Origin of the sequence: Phyllobacterium sp. YR531 (genome assembly GCF_000282595.1) — a bacterium.
Lineage (GTDB): Bacteria > Pseudomonadota > Alphaproteobacteria > Rhizobiales > Rhizobiaceae > Phyllobacterium.
Genome location: NZ_AKIZ01000014.1, coordinates 314,698 through 336,087, shown reverse-complemented (window position 1 = coordinate 336,087; position 21,390 = coordinate 314,698). Strand labels below are relative to the sequence as shown.

General features: G+C 54.0%; 19 protein-coding genes and 1 tRNA gene. 9 read left to right on the top strand and 11 right to left on the bottom strand.

Translation table 11 applies throughout. The features are described from left to right. Positions 1 to 235: 235 nt before the first annotated feature. Together PMI41_RS06135 and PMI41_RS06130 are read right to left on the bottom strand one after the other, a co-directional pair. A complete protein-coding gene (locus PMI41_RS06135; protein ID WP_008122861.1) occupies positions 236 to 1,624 on the bottom strand; it encodes a sensor histidine kinase N-terminal domain-containing protein in 1,389 nt (462 codons plus the stop codon). Further along, positions 1,614 to 2,291, bottom strand: a complete 678-nt coding sequence (locus PMI41_RS06130; RefSeq protein WP_008122858.1) for a response regulator transcription factor — start codon at positions 2,289 to 2,291, stop codon at positions 1,614 to 1,616. The genes PMI41_RS06135 and PMI41_RS06130 overlap by 11 nt, the downstream gene beginning before the upstream one ends. 515 nt (positions 2,292 to 2,806) lie before the next feature. On the opposite strand from PMI41_RS06130, the gene PMI41_RS06125 reads away from it, so the two are divergent. The 4 genes from PMI41_RS06125 (at position 2,807) to PMI41_RS06110 (ending at position 6,372) form a co-directional block, all read left to right on the top strand. Further along, positions 2,807 to 3,880: an AbrB family transcriptional regulator gene (locus tag PMI41_RS06125; protein ID WP_040853852.1), complete on the top strand. Its 1,074-nt coding sequence runs from the start codon at positions 2,807 to 2,809 to the stop codon at positions 3,878 to 3,880. Positions 3,881 to 3,897: 17 nt separating this feature from the next. Continuing rightward, entirely contained in the window at positions 3,898 to 4,629 is a 732-nt protein-coding gene (locus PMI41_RS06120) for a haloacid dehalogenase type II (protein WP_008122854.1), read from the top strand. A gap of 15 nt (positions 4,630 to 4,644) precedes the next feature. Beyond that, the gene (locus tag PMI41_RS24170; protein WP_008122851.1) at positions 4,645 to 5,205 is read left to right on the top strand and encodes a GNAT family protein; all 561 of its coding nucleotides are present in this window, start codon (positions 4,645 to 4,647) and stop codon (positions 5,203 to 5,205) included. Between the two features lie 144 nt (positions 5,206 to 5,349). Next, complete coding sequence (locus PMI41_RS06110; RefSeq protein ID WP_008122849.1) at positions 5,350 to 6,372, top strand: alpha/beta hydrolase; 1,023 nt, start codon at positions 5,350 to 5,352, stop codon at positions 6,370 to 6,372. On the opposite strand, the gene PMI41_RS06105 is transcribed toward PMI41_RS06110, so the two are convergent. Then, on the bottom strand, positions 6,369 to 7,256 hold the full coding sequence (locus PMI41_RS06105) for an alpha/beta hydrolase (RefSeq protein WP_008122846.1): 888 nt from the start codon (positions 7,254 to 7,256) through the stop codon (positions 6,369 to 6,371). The genes PMI41_RS06110 and PMI41_RS06105 overlap by 4 nt on opposite strands. 498 nt (positions 7,257 to 7,754) lie before the next feature. After that, positions 7,755 to 8,174, bottom strand: coding sequence for a helix-turn-helix domain-containing protein (locus PMI41_RS24585; protein WP_008122844.1), 420 nt, complete (start codon positions 8,172 to 8,174; stop codon positions 7,755 to 7,757). A 64-nt stretch (positions 8,175 to 8,238) separates the two neighbouring features. Between PMI41_RS24585 and PMI41_RS06095 the strand changes: the two genes are divergently transcribed. Then, a complete protein-coding gene (locus PMI41_RS06095) occupies positions 8,239 to 8,976 on the top strand; it encodes a cation transporter (protein ID WP_008122842.1) in 738 nt (245 codons plus the stop codon). 122 nt (positions 8,977 to 9,098) lie between these two features. Here the strand turns inward: PMI41_RS06095 and PMI41_RS06090 are convergent. Beyond that, positions 9,099 to 9,175, bottom strand: a tRNA-His gene (locus tag PMI41_RS06090). Positions 9,176 to 9,424: 249 nt separating this feature from the next. Beyond that, entirely contained in the window at positions 9,425 to 9,880 is a 456-nt protein-coding gene (locus PMI41_RS06080; RefSeq protein ID WP_008122840.1) for a phasin, read from the bottom strand. Positions 9,881 to 10,174: 294 nt separating this feature from the next. Here PMI41_RS06080 and PMI41_RS06075 point away from each other — a divergent pair, with 294 nt between their 5' ends. Both PMI41_RS06075 and PMI41_RS06070 read left to right on the top strand, forming a co-directional pair. Continuing rightward, entirely contained in the window at positions 10,175 to 13,282 is a 3,108-nt protein-coding gene (locus PMI41_RS06075) for a PAS domain-containing sensor histidine kinase (protein WP_008122837.1), read from the top strand. Between the two features lie 89 nt (positions 13,283 to 13,371). Next, positions 13,372 to 13,953, top strand: coding sequence for an NAD(P)H-dependent oxidoreductase (locus PMI41_RS06070; protein ID WP_008122835.1), 582 nt, complete (start codon positions 13,372 to 13,374; stop codon positions 13,951 to 13,953). Between the two features lie 60 nt (positions 13,954 to 14,013). Here PMI41_RS06070 and PMI41_RS24580 read toward each other — a convergent pair whose 3' ends face one another. Beyond that, positions 14,014 to 14,370 carry a hypothetical protein gene (locus tag PMI41_RS24580; protein WP_008122832.1) on the bottom strand — a complete coding sequence of 119 codons (357 nt, stop codon included), beginning with the start codon at positions 14,368 to 14,370 and terminating at the stop codon, positions 14,014 to 14,016. A 264-nt stretch (positions 14,371 to 14,634) separates the two neighbouring features. On the opposite strand from PMI41_RS24580, the gene PMI41_RS06060 reads away from it, so the two are divergent. Continuing rightward, positions 14,635 to 16,527 carry an AsmA-like C-terminal region-containing protein gene (locus PMI41_RS06060; protein WP_008122829.1) on the top strand — a complete coding sequence of 631 codons (1,893 nt, stop codon included), beginning with the start codon at positions 14,635 to 14,637 and terminating at the stop codon, positions 16,525 to 16,527. Positions 16,528 to 16,546: 19 nt separating this feature from the next. After that, positions 16,547 to 16,915: a VOC family protein gene (locus PMI41_RS06055; RefSeq protein WP_008122828.1), complete on the top strand. Its 369-nt coding sequence runs from the start codon at positions 16,547 to 16,549 to the stop codon at positions 16,913 to 16,915. Positions 16,916 to 17,184: 269 nt separating this feature from the next. Here the strand turns inward: PMI41_RS06055 and PMI41_RS06050 are convergent, their stop codons facing one another. The 4 genes from PMI41_RS06050 to PMI41_RS06035 form a co-directional block, all read right to left on the bottom strand. Continuing rightward, a complete protein-coding gene (locus PMI41_RS06050) occupies positions 17,185 to 18,003 on the bottom strand; it encodes an ABC transporter permease subunit (RefSeq protein WP_008122825.1) in 819 nt (272 codons plus the stop codon). A gap of 1 nt (position 18,004) precedes the next feature. Next, positions 18,005 to 18,916 carry an ABC transporter permease subunit gene (locus tag PMI41_RS06045; RefSeq protein ID WP_008122823.1) on the bottom strand — a complete coding sequence of 304 codons (912 nt, stop codon included), beginning with the start codon at positions 18,914 to 18,916 and terminating at the stop codon, positions 18,005 to 18,007. Between the two features lie 13 nt (positions 18,917 to 18,929). Then, entirely contained in the window at positions 18,930 to 20,075 is a 1,146-nt protein-coding gene (locus PMI41_RS06040) for an ABC transporter ATP-binding protein (protein ID WP_008122820.1), read from the bottom strand. Between the two features lie 67 nt (positions 20,076 to 20,142). Further along, positions 20,143 to 21,231 carry a polyamine ABC transporter substrate-binding protein gene (locus PMI41_RS06035; RefSeq protein ID WP_008122818.1) on the bottom strand — a complete coding sequence of 363 codons (1,089 nt, stop codon included), beginning with the start codon at positions 21,229 to 21,231 and terminating at the stop codon, positions 20,143 to 20,145. Positions 21,232 to 21,390 lie beyond the last annotated feature (159 nt).

The following is a 21,390-nucleotide window of genomic DNA, read 5'->3' as shown; positions in this document are numbered from 1 at the left end:
TTGACCTCGGCATCAGCAAGTCGGCCACGCTCGGCCTCAGCTATACCGGGCAGTTCTCATCGCAGAACCATGACAACGCCATCAAGGCCGACCTCAGCGTCAGGTTTTGACAAACCATCCGTCCCAACCGCAGAAATGTTTCCCCTCTGCGGAAACTTGCAGGCCCTTCTGGGCCTGTCTTTTTAAGTGCAGTGATAGTCACTGCTGGTCGGCAGCCGGTGCCTAGGTTCGGACCCTAGCAATAGAGCGGCAGGGTGAGGACCACAACGAAGCCCCGTTCGTTACGGGGGCGGAAGCTCAGACTTCCGCCATGAGCCTTGGCCACTTCCTGCGCTATGGCAAAACCAAGACCGGAACTGCCTTCATGCGATTTGGAGGTAGAGAAGCGCTGCATGGCTTTTTCCCAGCCTTCGGGCGGAATACCCGGACCATCATCTTCCACCTCGACCAGAGCCTGCGTTTCACCAGCGCTGACGCGCACCTCCAGCCGATGTCGCGCACCGTGCCGAAGCGCATTGTCAATCACGTTGACAATAGCTTCCCGCAAGCTGACCGCATCTCCAAGGACAAACGGCCTGTCCTCAGGAGCTTCGAAAGATACCACTATATCCGGGTCGACAGTAATCGGGACCGCGGCGCGCCAGGCGCGGCGCGCTACATCGACAAGGCTTATCGGTTCAAGTTGCACAGAATCCGCACGGTGTATGACCATGGCGTGGCTAAGCAACTGGTTTGTCAGACGCGATAGCTCTCCGGTCCGCTCCTTGACTCGATCAAAGTGCTGCCGATCGGCTTTGCTCATCTTGCCCGAGCCGAGCAAATCAATCTGGGCTGTCAGTGCCGTCAGCGGCGTGCGTATCTGATGTGCGGCATCAGCGATAAAGCGCTGCAGCAGATCCACTCGCTCGCCGAGGCGGCCCATGAAATGATTGATCGATCCGACGAAAGGATCAAGTTCGCGAGGGACATTCACCGAAACCGGAGTCAGATCGTGCGGATCGCGGCGGCGTACCGCTGTGCCCAGATGCTCCACGGGCTGTAACGCATAACGGATGGCCAGCATGGCGCCCGCAAATGCCAGCAAGCTCATGACGATGACTAGAATGGTTGCGCGCAAAGTGAGCTCACGGGTCAAAGCTGAGCGCGCTTCATTGGTCTGGGCGACGATCACATAGGCCCGGCCCGTAACAGCGGGATCGGCCAGAACCCGGGTGGCGCGGGTGATACGAACATCCTCACCCTTATAAGTGCCCTCCTCGACACGCATCGCATCGCTATTGCCTTCCGGCGGGCTCGGGTCCTGCAGATCGTCATATCCTGTCAGGGTCCGGCCATTGGTATCGATGACGCGGTAAAATATCCGGTCACGATCTGCTAACCCGAGCAACTCAAAGGCTGAGGCCGGCAGGCGGACGCTGAGCTTGCCATCTTCTACGGCAAGGCTTTCCGCCATTTGCAATGCCGCGCCCACAAGCAGGCGGTCATAGGCCTTGTCTGCGGCGGTATCGGCATAATACCAGGCGGCACTGACCAGCAAGGCTGCACCAATGCCAAGCACCAGCGAAATACGCCGTGCGAGACGGGCAAACAGCGAGGGCTGATGTGCAGAGGGTTCAGGATGCATCGCCGGACACCAGCTGATAACCCAGACCGCGCACCGTCACGATGTGGGCTTTCGCGCCTTCAAGCTTTTTGCGCAGGCGGCCCACATAAAGCTCGATGGCATTGGCATTGGCAGCTTCTTCAAAGCCGAAGAGCTGGTCGAGCAGCTCATCCTTGCTGAAAACGCGGCCTGGCCGTGCGACAAGCACTTCAAGCAGTGTGAGTTCCCGCCGTTTCAACTGGATTTCGCGTTGTCCCACATGCACCGAACGCGTGGCGCGATCCACGGCAATATCACCGCACTTGATAAGATTGGTCGCCTCACCGCCGCTATGTCGCCGCATCAAAACACGCGCTCGTGCTTCCAGCTCGCGAAAATCGAAAGGCTTTACCAGATAATCATCGGCACCAAGATCAAGCGCGCTGACGCGATCATCAATTTCCGACCGCGCCGTCAGGATCAGCACCGGAACGGCATTGCCGGACTTACGAATTGATTTGAGTATTTCAAAGCCATCCATACCGGGCAGCATGACATCGAGAATGATCAGCGCATACTCGGTGAAATCGATTATTTCCGCCGCACTGCGGCCATTGGTTTCCCAATCGACAGCATGGCCTGTCGCCTCGAAGCGTTTGGCGATCGCTTCCCCCACATCGTGCGTGTCTTCAACCAGCAATATACGCATGGCTTTTCATTGCCATGAAACAGGAAGACCCGCAAACAGTATGATTACCGTCGTGTCACCTGACGCAACTGCTCAACCGACAGCCTTGACTGAATACAACCCTGCATTCGTTGCAGCCCGCGCATTTTCGAGCGATGAATCAATGGCTTATTCAGTTTTGGGGCAGAAGCAGCAGCGTCGAGCCAGCCGGCGCATCAGGGGAGATAGGCTTCCTTGACTGCGGCATCAGCCTTGCCCTTAAACTTGGAGGTAAGCTATGTGGCGAAAACCGCTTAGCATTACCCTCATCGTAAAAAGAACCCGGACGAGCTGGTCACTCACGATCCGGGTTCACTTTACGAAATGAGGAAAGGGGCGGACGAGAGTTCGCCCCACTCCAAGGCTGACTATATCACTTTCCAGTCATTTCTAAAGTCTCAATTAGTCTAATATGAATGCGGTTCAGGGGTGGACGACGGCGGTCAGAGGCTTATTCTATTGTTCCGAACATAGTGCGGGACCGACAGACAATGCGAATGAATTTAGGCAACCGCTCGCTGGGGTTGCAGTGGCTGATCCTTCTCGCGCTTTCCCTGCTTTTCTTTGTGATTTTTCAGGCAATGCGCCTGCCCGCTGCACTGCTTTTGGGACCAATGGCGGCGGCAATTGCTGTTGCGGCTGCCGAAGGCGTGGTGCGTGTTCCGGTGCGACCCTTCGTCGTGTCTCAAGGTGTTATCGGCTGCCTCATCGCCCATAGTATTGAGCCTTCCACCCTCACGGAAATGGTGCATGACTGGCCGATATTTCTGATTGTAATCGCCTCTGTGATTCTTGCCAGCAATACGCTTGGCTGGTTTCTGGCACGCTGGCAGGTGCTACCGGGTACAACCGCTGTTTGGGGCTCATCGCCGGGAGCAGCAGCAGCCATGACCTTGATGGCCGAGGCATATGGTGCGGACATCCGCCTTGTCGCATTCATGCAATATCTGCGTGTTGTCTTCGTCGCTGTCGTGGCATCGCTGGTATCCCGCATCTGGGTAACAGGGCCCGTTGCCGCAGCACCAGAGTTCATCTGGTTTCCGCCGTTGGACTGGATCGGTTTCGGGCAGACATTGCTGCTGATCGTGGGCGGAAGCTGGTTGGCGGTCCGCTTGCGAATTCCGGCCGGACCAATGCTGGTGCCAATGATCCTCGGGGTAATCTTGCATAATACCGGACTGATGACGATTGTGCTGCCGCCTTGGCTGCTGGCGGCAAGTTACGCGCTGATCGGTTGGAACATCGGCTCCCGCTTTACACGTCCGATCCTCGTTCATGCCGCGCGTGCCCTGCCCCGCGTGGTTGCATCAATATTGACGCTTATAACAATCTGCGGTGGTATCGCGGCGCTGCTGGTTTATTTTGCCGATGTTGACCCATTAACCGCCTATCTTGCCACCAGTCCGGGCGGCGCGGATTCCATCGCCATCATTGCCGCATCCAGCGACGTGGATTTGCCATTCGTCATGGCAATGCAGACGGCCCGCTTTCTTATTGTGCTGATAACTGGCCCGGCCATCGCCCGCTTCATCGCAAAGCGGACAGGACTGGCGGGCAGAAATGATCTGTAAAAGACCGGAGGCAACAAATGAGCGTTGAGCAACTCAAGGATGTAAAAGCCGTTATCTTCGACGTATTCGGGACGGTTGTTGACTGGCGCACCGGCGTATCGCGTGAAGCCGCAGCCTTTCTGACGCGCCATAATCGCCAGGATATCAATCCGGATGATTTCGCCGATTGCTGGCGGGATTTTTATGCCCCGGCAATGGCAGAGGTTAATAGCGGGCGCCGTCCTTTTGTACGGCTCGACATTTTGCATCGTGAAAATCTGGATAAGGTGCTTGAGAAACTCGGCATTGACGCTGCGGCGATACCGCATTCCGAACTCGATGAACTTAATCGCGCATGGCACAGGCTGGACCCTTGGCCAGACTCCGTGCAGGGCATCCAGCGTTTAAAGAAGCGGTTCATCGTTGCACCGCTTTCCAACGGCAACATCATTCTGATGATCAATATGGCGAAGCGCGCCGGCTTGCCTTGGGATGCGATCCTCGGGGCAGAGGTCGCAGGGATATACAAGCCCATGCCGGAAGCTTATCTCAGAACCGCAGATATTCTGGCAATGCGCCCGGAGGAAATCTGTCTGGTTGCCGCGCATAATGATGACCTTGCAGCGGCACGCAAATGTGGCCTGCGCACGGCGTTTGTTTTACGTCCCACCGATCATGGCCCCAACCAGAAAACCGATCTCTGTCCAACGCAGGAATGGGATGTCATTGCCGACACTATCGATGATCTTGCGGCCAAGCTTGGTACATAGAAAAGGCGGCAATTCATGGGTGTAAAAATCGAAACTTCGCGCCTTACGCTGCGGCCTTGGGCGGACCAGGACATTGAACAACTCAGCCGAGGCTTGAACGATCTCGAGCTGGCAAAGTGGCTGGCGTTCGTCCCTCACCCCTATTCAATGTCGCACGCCCAAAATTGGGTGAAGAGGTGCCAGGAAATTTCAAGCACAACCGACCGACCCATTGCATATGAATTTGCGATTGAACTCAAGCCGGAGCGAACGGTGATCGGTGGGGTCAGTCTCAACAAGATTGACTGGAAGCTGGGGACGGCTGGTGGTGGAATCTGGATAGCCAAGCCATATCAGGGGCGCGGCTATGGACGCGAAGCATTTGAAGCAAAAATCCGGTTTGCTTTTGGCGCACTGGGCCTGACAAAGCTGGTCAATGGTTACTTCGACGGCAACGAGAACTCCTGGACGATGCAGCATAAATTAGGGTATCGCCGCACTGGCGAAGTTCCCGCCCGTTGCATGGCTGATGGAAGGCAAACGATAGAGCATGTAACGACATTGCTACGAAGTGATTGGAAAGATCGCGCGGACTAAAGCTCTTGGCCTATTCAACGATCTCGCTGAAGTTGGAGCTTAGATATTGCGCGTGTTTTCACGTTCACCCGCGTCACACCGCTGACAATATTTCTGGCCAATGCTGCGCCTGAACTCCACCGGCAAGGGCTGCGGAGTGAATACATGGCCATGACGGAGTGGATTAAAATGGACGACAAAGAAGTGGGCATCAAAATCAACGCCAGGATGCTGCCATTTCCGCAGTCGATCAGCCCGGAGGCGCAGGCTGTCTTGCGCCGTCTCGTTAATGAAGACGGCGTGCCGCTGAATTCGCTGCATACCATGCCTGCAATTGATGACCATGACGGCTGGCTGGCTGTCAAGGAGGCTACCGGGCGCTACTACACCGCACTTGCCGAGCAGCTCGCCCCCACTCTTCGCTCAAGCGTGGAAACGGTGAAAACCGGGGATGCAGTTATTCACATCGCGACTCCTGCTGAGCCTTTCAATACAGAACTCGCCTATATCGAACTCCATGGCGGCGCTTTTGTGTTTGGCGGCGGAGAGGCCTGCCGGGTCGGTGCGCAGATGCAGGCGGATCAGCTGGGAATACGTTGCTTCAGCATAGATTACCGGATGCCGCCTGAGCATTGCCACCCCGCCGCGCTTGATGATTGTCTGGCTGCTTATCGCTATGTGCTGGATCGCCATGAATCCGGCAACGTCATTATCGGTGGCCGCTCGGCCGGGGGAAACCTCGCCGTTGCCATGCTGCTACGGGCAAGAGACGAAGGTCTGCCGTTTCCAGCGGCGCTGATCCTTTTATCGCCTGAAGTAGACCTCACAGAATCCGGTGATAGCTTTCAGGTCAATACGATGATCGACGCAATGCTGCCGATATCGCTCATGCAACCCAATCTTCTCTATGCAGGCGGAGCCGATCTTACCGACCCGTACGTGTCGCCTCTGTTTGGAGACTTTGACGGTTTCCCGCCCACTTTCCTGCAGACCGGGACCCGGGATCTTTTCTTGTCCAACGCCGTTCGGATGCACCGTTCACTGCGACGTGTCGGCGTATCCGCCGAACTGCATGTTTTCGAGGCGATGCCGCATGGCGGATTCACCGGTGGAACCCCTGAGGATGCTGAACTGTTGGTTGAAATCAGGAACTTCGTCAAACGCCATTTGAACGCCACCCGCCTTTAACGGCGAGCATTTTCCACAATTGCTGTCACCACGACATTATACAGTTCAGGAGGAAGATCATGGCCCATCCCCTCCATTATCATGAGTTCAGCATCCTTGATGTTTGCTGCAATATCCCTGCCTGCTTCCGGCGGGACTAATTTATCGGCAGATCCATGCACAACAACGGTTGCGGCCGTAATGCCATGCAGACGGGGTCGAATGTCGCCGGTAGCGACAAGGGCGGCAAGCTGCCTACCGAATCCGGCAGGGTTATATGCTCGTTTGATTTCCGTCAGAGCTTGCGCACGTTGTGCATCCTCATCGAATGGATAAGCGGGGCTAGCAATAACGCGCGCTGTCGCAACTGCGTGGTTGAGGAAGCCAGCTTCATCGTCCAACGGGTGCGGTGCGGGTCGCATTAATGCGGCCATCGCGTCCGGTGCAGACGGTGGTAAAGCAGCATTACCGGTTCCGGACATAATGACAGCGAGTGAAAGCACGCGATCCGGATGACTACTAGCCACCAGTTGAGCAATCATTCCACCCATTGACCTTCCAACAAGATGCGCTTGTTCTATCCCGAGGGCATCAAAAAGACCGATAACATCGCTTGCCATATTGTCGAGTGTATATGGCACCTCAGGATTTTCGCCGCTGGCAACGGCCTTGGCTACGGTGGTCAAATCGGGAACTGGCGCATTATCGAAGTAAGTTGAAAGGCCGACATCTCTGTTGTCGAAACGAATGACACGAAAACCCCGTGCAGCCAAAATATTGCAGAACGGCAAACTCCAGCGGATCATCTGCACCCCCAACCCGGAAATCAGCACTATCGGGTCGTTGGCTTCCGATCCAAAGGCATCATATTCAATAGTAGTTCCATTCACTAAAACCGAAGCCATGCTTGCTAAGTCCTTTTCAACCCTCCCTAATTATATCCGGGTAATTTTCAAAATAGCAATATTACCCGTATAATATTATTGGGAAGCTTGGTTGGCAAAGCACGTTATTGATTCCGACGTCCTCCGGTATCATAACTTGCTTAGTAGGTGTCACCCTAAGAGGGAGAACGGCCAGATATGCGCCCGTTTGTAACGACCAATTTCAGTTAAAAGACCAACACTAGTGCTACGAAGTTCAAATAATGCGCGTCCTGAAGGCCTCGCGAAAGCGTGTGGCACAAAAATGGAAGCGATATGTGGCAGCACCCGATAATGAACAGCCAGCTTACTTCAACAAAAGCAATAATTATCGATGCTGGGGGAGTGGTAAATGGTACGGACGGGTCGCTTCACCGTGCCGACAAAGACCCAGTGTTTACTGGTTTTCCAGCAAATAAGAGGCTAATGTGGCATATAATGCGGAACGCTGTCTGGCTCAAATTTCCGTAATATTCATACCTAATCTAATCGACCATGTTGATGAGATTCATTGGCTAATGTTTCAATTACCCGGCATTCTGCAACGCGACCGCAAGCACACTCAGCTAACATACGCTGTAGTTCCGATCGCAAAGAGTTAAGGCTTGTAATTCTGGCTTCGACATCCGCCAGCCGGGCCGATGCTATACGATCTGCGGTACTGCATGACTGGTTCGGATTGTCTTGCAATGAGAGCAAAGTTCGGATGGCCTCAACCTCAAATCCAAGCTCTCGGGCATGTCTTATAAAAGCCAGTCGCGATATCCCCTTTTTATCATAACGTCGCTGTTGACCCTCCGTCCGGGTGGGTGGCGGTAAAAGTCCAATTTGTTCGTAATATCGAATTGTCGGTACCTTCACACCAGTGTGCTTGGCCAACTCGCCTATTGAATAATCCATGAAAATACCCCTTGAACCTCTAGTCACTATAGGGTGTAGCGTCCGCTGACAAAAGGAGCATCTTATGTCAGAGCATTGCTGCAAGCACGAAGCCGGGGACACTTGTACACCACCCCTACTCACTCTTCCGTCAGGTACAGTGAACGGCGTAAAAGAAATCAACGATACGTGCTGCTCTGGTGGCGTGCCGGTTTTCGATGGCGTAGACCCTCGGTATAAGCGAATTCTTTGGGCTGTCATTGGCATTAATGGTGCAATGTTCTTTACAGAAATGATCGCTGGCCAAATGGCAGGTTCACAGGCATTGAAAGCCGATGCTTTGGACTTTCTCGCCGATACGGTCACATATGGATTAAGTCTGGCTGTTATCGGAGCCAGCCTTCGAATTCGTGCAACAGCAGCCCTGTTCAAGGGTCTATCGCTGTTTCTCATGGCCTTGTGGGTCTTTGGTTCTACTGTTTATCAAATTCTGGTACTGGGGTTACCGAGCGCAGAGGTAATGGGCGCCATTGGCTTTCTGGCACTTGCTGCAAATGTGGGTTCGGTTTTTCTGCTGCGGCCATACAAAGATGGCGATGCCAATGTGCGATCCGTATGGTTATGTTCCCGAAACGATGCCATTGGCAATGTTGTCGTGATGGCGGCGGCACTCGGAGTCTGGGGAACTTCAATGGCTTGGCCCGACCTTGCCGTGGCAGCGCTAATGGCAGGTATTTTTCTCACATCAGCATTGCAGATTCTCAAACAAGCCTGGAGCGAATACAAGGGTGGATCGCGCGCCGACAGGCTTGGTATCGCTTAAGCAAGACGAATCTTGGGCAATATCCAATGTTGGCAATAAGCTGCACAAAACCACGATGTGGAGCATGCTCTGTTCGTCAGGGACGAGGTCATTACAAATAAAAAATGCTGGGGAGTGGTGAATGGTACGGACGGGTGGATTCGAACCACCGACCTCAGGAGCCACAATCCTGCGCTCTAACCAACTGAGCTACGACCGCACACCGTCAAGTTTTTGACTTGGCGTCACATACGGAGAATTGATGCTTTTTGCAAGCACCTGATGCAACAAAAGGCAGCGACATTCCCAAAAAAACGCGCCAGCCTGTTATGAAAAAGAAAAAAGGCCGGGGGGAGGACCCGGCCTTTTCCATTATTGCGAGAACGAGGCGGGAGGAGGTGCCGGTTCTCGCGTCCCCGGCGGCTGGGAGGAGGAATGCCGCAGGAGAATACCTAACGTAAGTGCCTTATTAGGCTACCTTAACGTCCTTGATTGCCTTCTCTACAGCGGACTTGACCGGTGCGGAGATTTCTTCAACTGCCTTGGAAGCAACAGCCTGAAGCTCTTTAGCCTGGCCGGTGATTGCTTCAGCCTGCTTGCGAACAAATGCAGTCTGCAGTTCGATAACTTCGCCGAACGACTTTACGCCGAACAGAGCTTCGATGTGTGCAAAGCCAGCTTCTGTGTTGGTGCGCAGGGCAGCCAGCGCCTTCAACGAAATTGCAGTGCTGTTGGACTGTGCAGTTTCGAAAGTTGATTCGAGAGTCTTCTGTGCAGCTTCTGCCTGATCCTTGATCTTGGCATAAGCTTCCTTGGACTGGGCAACGCCCTTTTCAGTGAATTCGCGAACCTGATCGGTTACAGCGGTTGCATCGAAGGCAGGAATTGCAAATGCGTCGGCAGTCTGTTTAGCAGTCTTGCTCATAATAAGGCCCTTCCTTGGTGCAGATGTTTGTCTCTGCAAGTTGTTTGATGGACCGTATATAGACTCATTTATTGTGCATTGCAACATTTTTCTTGCGCTGCACCATTTCCTGTTGATTTTGCTCAGAAATTATTATGGGGACGATTACAAAGTGCAGGCGCAAGTTAACTAAACCAAGAGAAAGAGCTGCCAGACAAGAGCCTGACTGTGGACGTGCGCCCTTGTGGCTATTATTAATAAAGTATTAAGGACTTCGTATGAATGCGACGTCCGCTGCGGAGCTGCTAAACAATAATGGCGTCTGGAACTTACCCGTTCATCGACATTGCCGTTCTCGATGAAATTCGCGAGCACTTTGCCAATGGCGATGCGCTCGTGGTCATTTCGCCGGATCTGACCCATGTCATATGGGCCAATGGCCAAGGCGCGGCCATGCTTGGCTATGCAACGGTCGATGATATACTCAATGCAGGCGAAGTTCTGAGCGTTCAGGCGCAGCGGCAATTGAAAGCGCTGGACGGTTTCCCCTCCATCGGCCATGGACGCACGGTTTCTTTGCGTGCCGCCTTTGGCCTCACCAGCCGCATTCTGACTTTTCAGGCAAGCGATCTTGTGCTGCCGCGTGGGGAGCAGGCCATTCTGCTGACCATTGCCAATATTGACCGTGCGAGTTCCGATGCTCAGATCGCAGCTCTGGCAATAAAAGGCTTCGGCGACGAGACGACCCATGCAGCCATTGTTAATGGTTCGGGGGCGGTGATTGCCGCATCGCAGCAATTTTCCAGATTGAGCTTTAACGACAAGAATCTCAGCGATCTGGTACGCGAGGTTCGGCATGAGCGTAATCGTCTGGTGAAGCGTCCCGTCGCTACATCAAACGGCGCAGTGCCAACAGGCATAGCCCGCCTGACTGACAGCCCTGCCCTGCATCTTCTCCTGGCAATCGAACCAGAAGATAACCGGCAAACGGCTCCCGTGGCCGATCTGATCCCGGCTGCACCTGTTCCTGATATTGAGGTGAGCATTGCACCGCAAGCTCAACTGTCTTTCGAACAGTCTGTGCCGGAACCATCTGTACCTGCCGACATCAAAGCAACAGAAACTGTTGCAGATGTGGATGAGCGAACTTCTGAAGCCTTCTACTACAAGCCTACCGACGCTACAGCGCGGTTTGTGTGGAAGGTCGATGCACAGGCGAACTTCAGCGAAATTTCACCGGAGTTTGCCGCGGCAGTAGGACCAGTTTCCGCTGATGTTATCGGCAAGTCTTTCCGGGATGTGGCAGCGGCTTACGGTTTCGACGCGGATGGCGAAATCGCCGGGCTGCTGGAGCGGCGCGATACGTGGTCCGGGCGTTCGGTCCTCTGGCCGATCCAAGGAACCAGCCTGCGCGTACCAATCGAGCTGGCGGCACTGCCGATTTATTCACGCGAACGGGCGTTTATGGGATTTCGCGGTTTTGGTATTGCGAAGATGGGCGATGTTGCGGATATCCCTGATGGCGTTGGCGCGACATTGGAATCAAACGAGACTGATACTGCCGTTGACCAGGCGCCAGTCAGCGAGAGCGATATGTTTGCGGGCGAAACGCCCGCGTTGTCTTTAACATCGCCGGAACCGAGCAATGTCGTGGCGCTCAAGACGCAGCGAAGCCTGCAGAATGACGGGCGCCTTAACGATGCAGAGCGCAACGCGTTTCGCGAAATCGCTGAAAGATTGCGCCGCGAGGTTCTGGCTGAACCTGCCGCGGCTGCAACGCAGAAAACTGCCGAAGTTCCCGACGCAAATACACCGCTGGCAAAGGTCAAATCCAACGTTCCGGACGCGGAGGTCGTCGGACCGGGATTTGCCGTCAAAGCCTCGGTCACAGCGCCCGAAACACCCTCCAAGGATTTTGCCAGCGACATTCGCGAACAGGCCCGCCAAGGAGTTGATACGTCTATTCTTGCTGCCTTGCCGCTCGCTGTATTGATTCACCGTGAAGGACAGATTCTCTACGCCAACAGCGCCATGCTTGAAACGATCGCATATGAGAATGCAGAGGCGATCAATGCCGCAGGCGGGTTGAGCACGCTGTTTGCCGATAGTGCGGAAGATGACGAGGATGAAGACGAAAGCGGCATGAACCTTCGCCGCAATGACGGCTCGACGCTTCGTGTGGAAGCGCATTTACAGGCGGTACGCTGGAATGATGAAAGTGGCGCGGGGTCACGGGCCTTGCTTCTGGCTCTGTCGCCGCAGGTGAAAGCCGCGAACCACTTTGATGAAAGCGAACGTCTGCTTCTGCAGACGCGTATCGACGAACTGAATGCTATTCTCGATACGGCTACGGATGGTGTGATCCTGCTCGATTCAGCCGGTTCTATCCGGTCAGTCAATCATTCCGCATCTGCACTGTTCGGCTATGAGCCGGATGAGGTCAGCGGCAAGGCATTCTCGTTGCTGTTTGCAATCGAGAGCCAGCGTGCGGCCATGGATTATCTCAACAGCCTCTCCGATAATGGCGTCGCCAGCTTGCTCAATGATGGACGCGAAGTCATTGGCCGGGAGAGTCAGGGCCGGTTCATTCCGCTATTCATGACAATTGGCAAGCTGGATGCCTCCAAGGGCTTTTGTGTCGTGCTGCGTGATATCACCCACTGGAAGCGCGCGGAAGAAGAACTCGTCAGCGCAAAGCGTGAGGCGGAACGTACATCGACGCAAAAAAGTGAATTTCTGGCACGCATCAGCCATGAGATTCGCACGCCACTCAATGCCATCATAGGCTTTTCGGAGTTGATGGCTGACGAGAAGTTCGGCCCTATCGGCAGTGAGCGCTACCGCGATTATTTGCATGACATCAGCCGCTCCGGCAATCACGTGCTGTCACTGGTCAATGATCTTCTGGACATTTCCAAGATCGAGGCTGGCGCTGTTGAGATGAATTTCGAAGCGGTTTCGCTGAACGATGCACTGACAGAGGCTGTTGCGATCATGCAGCCGCAGGCCAATCGCGAACGTGTCATCATCCGCTCCAGCCTGACTTCACGCCTGCCTGACATCGTCGCGGACAATCGCTCGATCACCCAGATTGCGTTGAACCTTCTCTCCAATGCGGTGCGTTTCACCGGCCCCGGCGGGCAGGTCATCGTTTCCACAAGTTATGAAGCCAGCGGCGATGTGCTGTTGCGAGTGCGTGACACGGGGATTGGCATGACCCGGCAGGAGGTTGAACAAGCCTTGCGGCCCTACAAGCAGATTACCACACCGGGCAATGTGCGTAGCGATGGAACCGGTCTAGGCCTGCCACTGACCAAGGCCATGGCGGAAGCAAACCGGGCAAATTTCCACATCGACTCCAGCCCGGGACGCGGCACGATGGTAGAAATTACATTCCCTTCCACGAGGGTTTTGGCTGAGTGATATAAACCACATCAATAGCGGGGTATATCAATCATCAATTGGAAGAATAAGGCTACGACTGGCAATTTCCTGATGTAAAGGAGATTGTCATGGTTAAAACCCTTGTTCTTGTATTTCATCCGGACTTCAAAGAGTCACGCGCCAACAAGGCCTTGGTAAAGAACATTACGGAGTTGCCCGGTGTCGAAACTTTCGATGTGCAGGCGGCCTATCCGGACAATGTTATCGATACGGATAAAGAGGTCGCAAGGCTTTTAGCCGCAGACCGCATCGTCTTCCAGTTTCCCATTCAATGGTACAGCGCCCCGCCTATCCTCCAAGCTTGGCAGAACGCCGTTCTGACACGCATGTATTATATCAATTATGAAAATGAGGGTCGGTTGCTTGAGGGCAAGCCGCTGCTGCTTGCTGTAACGGCTGGCAATACGCCTTCCGCTTATACAACTGGCGGCGCGAACATCATGCCATTGCAGGAGATACTCAATCCGCTGCGGGTGACCGCCAATCGCTGCGGCCTGCAATGGAGCGACCCATTCATCGTTTACGAGGCAATGAAAGCGAGCGACGAGCAATTGCGCGTCGTAGCCGAACGCTATCGCAATTGGCTTTTCTCCGGAAATGATGAGCCGGACATCCAGACACATCAATCACAAGCTTTGGCGGCTTTGTAAGCGCATCAGCATCACGGGCGGCGCTTCTGCGAATAACAGAAGCACAATCCGTTTTTGTGATCAGGCGACGATTTCGATGGGTCCGTGATTGTCACAATGATCGCCATGCGGATGATGCAAATGGCCATCAACCAGATAATCAATGTGATCGCCATGTGGAACAGCCTCGTGGCCACAACCCGGTCCATGTACATGGGATGCATCATGACCGGCACAATGATGGTCCGGTGTGCATTCCGCAGGGTTCTTCTCGCTGACCTCAATGACATGCTCATCGATATGGTCACCGTGAGGATGGTGGAGGTGACCATCGTGAAGATAATCAACGTGATCACCGTGGCGAATGGCGGTATGACCGCATCCTGCCTCATGTTTGTGATCGTGATTATCGTGATGGGCAGCGTTGCAATTACTCATAATTATTTCCTTTATAAAATATGCAGTCCATAAATGGGCTCGCGATTGCCCGAGACACAATAGACCACAATTTGCCCATTCCTGCTCCAGAAAAATCATGCTGGCAGGGATAAAAACGGCTGCAATGCTGTTCACACGCAATAAAATTGCCAGAAAGACGCTATATCGACTTGAATTGCTATCCATGATGGCTAAACCGTGAATGGCGTTGCAAATATTGTTCGTTGGTTTCTGACACAACGATAGTAAATCTCGGAAATGCCCATGTCCTGGCTAAGGCCAAGAAACCTTCTCGCGACTATCCTGGTATTGGCGCTCATCGCCGGTGGGATACTTGTTGCCTTGCCAAGCCTTGTCAGCACCGACCTCATCCGGGCGCGTCTGGTTCAGGAGATCAGCAACTGGACAGGCTATGGTGTCGAAGCGAAGCAAGCGCCTCACATCTCGTTCTTTCCAACATTCACCGCATCAATGGGCGACGTGACGATCCGCAACCCTTGGGCTAGCGATGGCGCACCTTTCATGCAGGCGGAACGCATCGAGGTTGATCTGTCTCTCGTCTCGGCGCTCATGGGAAAGATAGAATTTACCGAGACCAAGATCGTCAGGCCGCGCTTTGTCCTTGATGAGCCGATCAAGAGCCTGTCGGATATTGGCGAAGCTCTTGCCAAGAGCGATGGCCGCATCGGCGATGTCATGCGCGAAGCGAAGGCCGCCATTGTCGCAAATCCTGCCAAGCCAGACATGAGTGCAGTTTCATCACAGCCATTCGGACGCGTGCGGCTCGAAGATGCGATGGTAACATTCAAACGGCCAATCAATGGCGCGGAAGAACAGATTTCCAGCATAAGCGGTGTTTTTGACTGGCCGCAGACTTCAGGTGTAGCGAGCTTTCAGGGCAAGGCCATATGGCACGGCGAGGAGACGGAAATCGATAGCTCCGCCAGCAAGGCATTGCTGTTGCTGGCGGGTGGCGCAAGCCCGATGCAGATCAATCTCAGCTCGACACCTTTGACGCTTTCGTTCAATGGCTCCGCCAATATTGCCAAGGACCGGTTTTTCGAAGGAACCCTTTCCCTCACTTCACCATCGTTACGGCGGACGCTGGAATGGTCGAGAATGGCCGAAATTCCCGCAGCGCCCATCGGCAGCTTTACACTTGATGCTTCCGTCACCGGCTCATCGACCCGCGTCAAGCTGGATAGCCTGACTGCCACGCTGAACGACAATCCGGCCAAGGGTGTTATTGAGGTCACCCTCGATAATGCGGCTAACGGCACTCCACTTGGAATCAACGGGACATTGGCTTTCGAGACGCTGGACCTGCGCTCGGTATTTTCGGGCATCATGCCGCTACCCGATGGCACTGCCGGCTCAGACAGTGTGATCAGCACGGCCTTCCTCAAACAGCTCAATCTCGACCTGCGGGTTTCCACCCAAAAGGCAACCGCGGGAAATGTGAGCCTTTCGAACGTGGCAGCGACAGCGCAAGTGCGCAACGGCCGCGCAATATTCGATATTGGCGATGCAACTGCATTTGATGGATCGATTGCAGGCAGCTTTCAGCTCGCGGATGAACCTGAGGCCGGAACAACGGGTGAGTTGCGGTTGAACGGTACTGACGTCAACAGCGCCTCGATTGCCTCACTGCTTGGGCTTGGCAATCGTTTTGAACTCGGCAAAGGCACCGTTTCTCTTGTGCTGAAGGGGCCAATCAAACGTTGGTCGACTGCATTGAACAGCGCCAAAGGCACCCTTTCCATGCGTTTTGGCAATGGTCAAATCCGCAGCATTGATCTCAACCGCTTGCTCAGCAAAGCCAAAACAGATCGGTTTTTCAGCCTTAACGAGAAGACCGATGCCTGGCTTGCACTCGACAGGCTGGAACTAAAAGCCAATATCATGGACGGCGTTGCGGCACTTGAAACCGCGCAAATCCAGAACAAGCTTGGCACACTGACATTTGCGGGCATTGTGACTCTGATGAGCAAGAGCCTTGCTTTGACCGGTGACTTTGCTGCTCCTGTCACCGTGCCTGCTCCCGCAGAAGCTGCCCCCGCCGACGCTCCGAAGCCTGAACCCGTATTCAATCACACGCGGTTCTTTATCGGCGGCTCATGGGATAATCCGTTCATTTCACCGATTATTTCGCAGTAGAGCCGGAGGAAAATCCATCGTGATCATACTCAAGTTGGATCACGTTCAACTCGCCATGCCAGCTGGCGAGGAACCGGCAGCGCGCAGCTTCTATGATGGCCTGCTTGGCATACCGGAAGTACCGAAGCCGTCTCAACTTGCTTCAAGAGGTGGATGCTGGTTTGAAAACGGCAGCGTCAAAGTACATCTCGGTGTCGAACCGGGCTTCCAACCGGCACGGAAAGCACACCCGGCTTTTATCGTTGATGATCTGGATGCGCTGACAACACTATTGGAAGCCAACGGGTTTTTAACGAGCGAAGACCAGCCGTTGGATGGCTATGCCCGCAGGTATGTATACGACCCTTTCGGCAATCGCATTGAGTTGATGCAAGTTATCTTGTTGTAGCGCCCCTTTATCTCCCCCCTTGTGGGGGAGAAAGTGATTTCGGCATCTTAGCCCTTGCTAAGTGCCAGAAATCACAAGAGAGGGGAAAGTGCCTATCGGTTGATTCTATCTCCGGTTGAAACACCGTCTCTAGATGCCAAAAACGACTGTATACGATTTAGGGAAATGATCCCCTCTCTTGGATTTTCTAAGAATTTAGCGAAGAGGCTAAATTCAAGAAAATCCGTTCTCCCCCACAAAGGGGGGAGATAAGGCAGCGCCAATCCGCGTTAGTTCCTCGCGGCCGCTTGCTCGTCGCGGGCACGGTTGACCTCGCGGCGCTTATTGGCAATTGAGGCTATGATCACGCCGACGGCAACGATGGCGATAAGGATTGTGCAGGCCGCATTGATTTCCGGCGTAACGCCCAGACGCACCTGCGAGTAGATGCGCATCGGCAAGGTGGTAGCGCCCGGACCTGATGTGAAACTGGAGATAACCAGATCATCAAGGGACAGGGTGAAAGCTAGCATCCAGCCGGAAACAACTGCTGGCAGGATAACCGGCAAGGTCACTTTGAAGAAAGTGGTGACAGGCGTCGCGCCAAGGTCCATGGCCGCTTCTTCCAGCGAGCGGTCAAATGTAACAAGCCGCGACTGGACCACCACAGCCACAAAGCACATGGAAAAAGTGATGTGTGCGAGTGTCACTGTCAAAATACCGCGGTCGAGACCGATAGCGACAAACAGCAGGAGCAGTGACAGGCCGGTAATCACTTCAGGCATAACCAGCGGCGCATATATCATCGCGGAAAACAGCATGCGTCCGCGAAAACGCGTGTAACGTGTCATCGCCAAGGCCCCGAGAGTGCCGAGAATGGTGGCAAATGTCGCGGAAATCAGACCGACGCGAATAGTGACCCATGCCGCGTCGATAAAAGCCTGATTGTTGAACAGCGATGTGTACCATTTCGTTGAAAAGCCGGCCCAGACTGTGACCAGACGGGATTCATTGAAGGAATAGATCACCAGCAGGACAATGGGCAGGTAAAGAAAAGCGAAGCCCAGAACCAGCGAAGCGATGTTGAAGCGAGACCAGGTAGTGTTCATATTATTTCTCGCTTTCCTGGGCTTTGGCTTCGGACCGTTGGAACAGCACAATGGGCACAACCAGCAGCAACAGCAGGATAACGGCAACAGCTGATGAAACCGGCCAGTCGCGGTTCGAGAAGAACTCGCTCCACAATGTCTTGCCGATCATGAGTGTCGATGAACCGCCCAACAGATCAGGGATGACGAATTCGCCTGTGGCAGGAATGAAAACAAGGAAACAGCCAGCGATGACGCCGGGCATGGACAGCGGGAAAGTGATCTTCCAGAACGCCATGAGAGGCGTACAGCCAAGATCTTCAGCCGCTTCCACAAGCGAATAATCCATCTTTTCCAGTGCCGAATAAATCGGCAGCACAAGGAATGGCAGATATGAATAGACAATTCCGATGAAGATGGCGGTATTGGTGTTGAGAATGTTTAGCGGCGTATCGATAACGTTGGCCCACATGAGGAACTGATTGAGCAGGCCTTCGGGTTTTAGAATACCAATCCACGCATAAACGCGGATAAGAAAACTCGTCCAGAATGGCAGGATAACCAGCATCAGCAGCGTTGGGCGGATTGTCGCCGGGGCCCGCGCCATACCATAGGCAATCGGATAGCCGATAATAAGCGTGAGGAATGTCGAGACAATCGCGATGACTAGGCTTGATATATAGGCTTTGTAATAAAGCGGGTCTTCGACCAGCCAGACATAATTATCCCAGGAAAACTGCGATATGCTGTTGAAGACAGACTTGATGCCCGCTGTAATATCCACCACCGGCGTATAAGGCGGAATGGCCATCGCCACTTCGGATAGCGAAATCTTGAATACGATAATGAACGGGATAAGAAAGAAAACCAACAGCCATAGATAAGGGATGCTGATGACCAGCCGGCTTGTGACAGAGGCTATCAATTTTTGCATTGCATAGCCCTCCTCACGCGGTCAGAAGAATACCGGCATCGGTATCGAAGTTGACCCAAACCATATCCTCATAGCCCAGCGGGTCTTCCACGGTGCGAACCGCATTGAGACTTGCGGCCTTGATGATACGGCCATTTTCAAGCCGCACATGGAACACCGTCATGTCCCCGAAATAGGCGATATCGTAAAGTTCACCATAAGCGGCATTAACGGCAGGATTGGCTGGCTCTTTGCGGCTGAGGCGGATTTTCTCCGGCCGGATGGCAAAGCCGACAGTTTGCCCAACGGAACAGTTGCGCGTCGCATCGGTACGGATGGTCATCTTGTCGGCGGCAACATCAATGTCAATCTTGCCGTTTTCCACCGCCGCGGCGGTGCCTTCGAACATGTTCACATTGCCGATGAAGTCGGCGACAAATTTCGAATTCGGAGCCTCATAGACTTCCGCAGGTGTTGCAACCTGTTTGACTTTGCCCTTATCCATGACCGCGATGCGATCGGACATGGTCATGGCCTCCTCCTGATCATGGGTCACGACAACGAATGTCAGGCCCAGCTTCATTTGCAGGTCCATCAGCTCGAACTGGGTTTCTTCCCGCAGCTTCTTGTCCAGCGCGCCCAAAGGCTCATCGAGAAGCAGCACTTTGGGGCGCTTGGCCACGCAACGGGCCAGAGCAACGCGCTGGCGCTGGCCACCGGAAAGCTGGTGCGGCTTGCGTTTGGCAAATTGCTCGAGCTTGACCAGCTTGAGCATCTCCGCGACGCGCGCTTCAATCTCGTTTTTCGGCATGCCATCCTGCTTCAGACCGAAGGCGATATTTGCCTCGACAGTCATATGCGGAAACAGTGCATAGGACTGGAACATCATGTTGACCGGGCGCTTGTAGGGCGGGATACCGCTCATGTCCTGACCATCGATCAGGATGCGGCCCGATGTGGGCGTTTCGAAGCCAGCCAGCATGCGGAGCAGGGTTGACTTGCCACAGCCGGATGCTCCAAGCAGCGCAAAGAACTCGCGATTATAGATATTCAGGGAAAGATCATCCACGGCGGTAAAGTCACCGAACCTCTTGGTGACGTTCTCGATAGCAATGAAGGGCTTTGCTTCCGGATCATTCCACGGTGCGAATTTGCGTCGAAAACTTCCCAATGACTTCATGATGTCCCCGATATTCTATCGCTTTTGTTGAAAGACCCCGGCATTGGTTGCCGGGGTCTTTTGCATGTTATTGGCCTGTTACAACTTTCGTCCACAGGCGCGTTACAACGCGCTGCACCTTTGTATCATAGGGGGTAACCGTGAACAGCTTTCCAAGAACCTCTGGCGTCGGGTAGATCGCCGGGTCATCCATGATTTCCTTGCTGACAAACTCCTGCGAGGCTTTGTTGCCATTGGCGTAGAACACGACATTGGAAGCCTTGGCGGCAACATCCGGACGCATCAGATAGTTGATGAGCTCATGTGCTTCGGCCACGTGTGGCGCGTCGGCCGGAATTGCCAGCACGTCAAACCACATTTGCGCAGCGCCGGGAATGGCATAACCAACCTCGACGCCAGCCTTGGCTTCCGCAGCACGATCGCGAGCCTGGAAAATATCGCCGGAATAGCCAAGCGCCAGGCAAACGTCGCCATTTGCCAGACCGTTAATGTATTCGGACGAATGGAACTTGCGGATGTTCGGGCGAACTTTCTCAAGCAATTCGCCCGCCTTTGCCAGATCATCCGGATTCTTGCTATCAGGATCGAGGCCCAGATAGGCAAGAACGGACGGCATCACATCGGTCGCCGAATCAAGAACATTGATACCGCAGTCCTTGAACTTCGCGGCCAGCTCCGGCTTGAACAACGCGTCCCATGTCGGCGGCTCGTCGGTACCGAGGATTTCCTTGGCCTTGGCGACATTGTAGCCGAGGCCAGTGGTGCCCCACATCCAGTCAACGGCATACTCGTTGCCGGGATCATATTTCTGAATACGTTCGCTGATGACATCCCACATGTTGGAAAGGTTCGGCAGCTTGGACTTATCCAGCTTCTGGAACACACCGGCAGCGATCTGGCGCTGCAAGAACGATGCTGTCGGAACAACAACGTCATAGCCTGTACCACCGGCCAGAAGCTTGGTTTCGAGAATTTCATTGGAATCGAAGGTGTCATAGACAACCTTGATTCCAGTTTCCTTGGTAAAATCTTCAAGTGTGGTCGGATCGATATAGTCAGACCAGTTATACACATTGACGACGCGTTCCTGCGCCCAAACAGACGTTGTCAGCCCCAGCGCAAGCGTTGCGGTCAACAATACAGTTTTGATACCCATTATTTTCTCCATGCTGCCGGCATCTCCAACAATGCCGCTTGTTCCCAGATCGATGTTCCGCTGTATCTTTGTGCACCTGCAAGGCGCACCGCACAGGTGAGTTTCCCCTACCTTTTTAGATTGCGATCACTTCGTCAACTGGGATCGGGCAACTCTGAT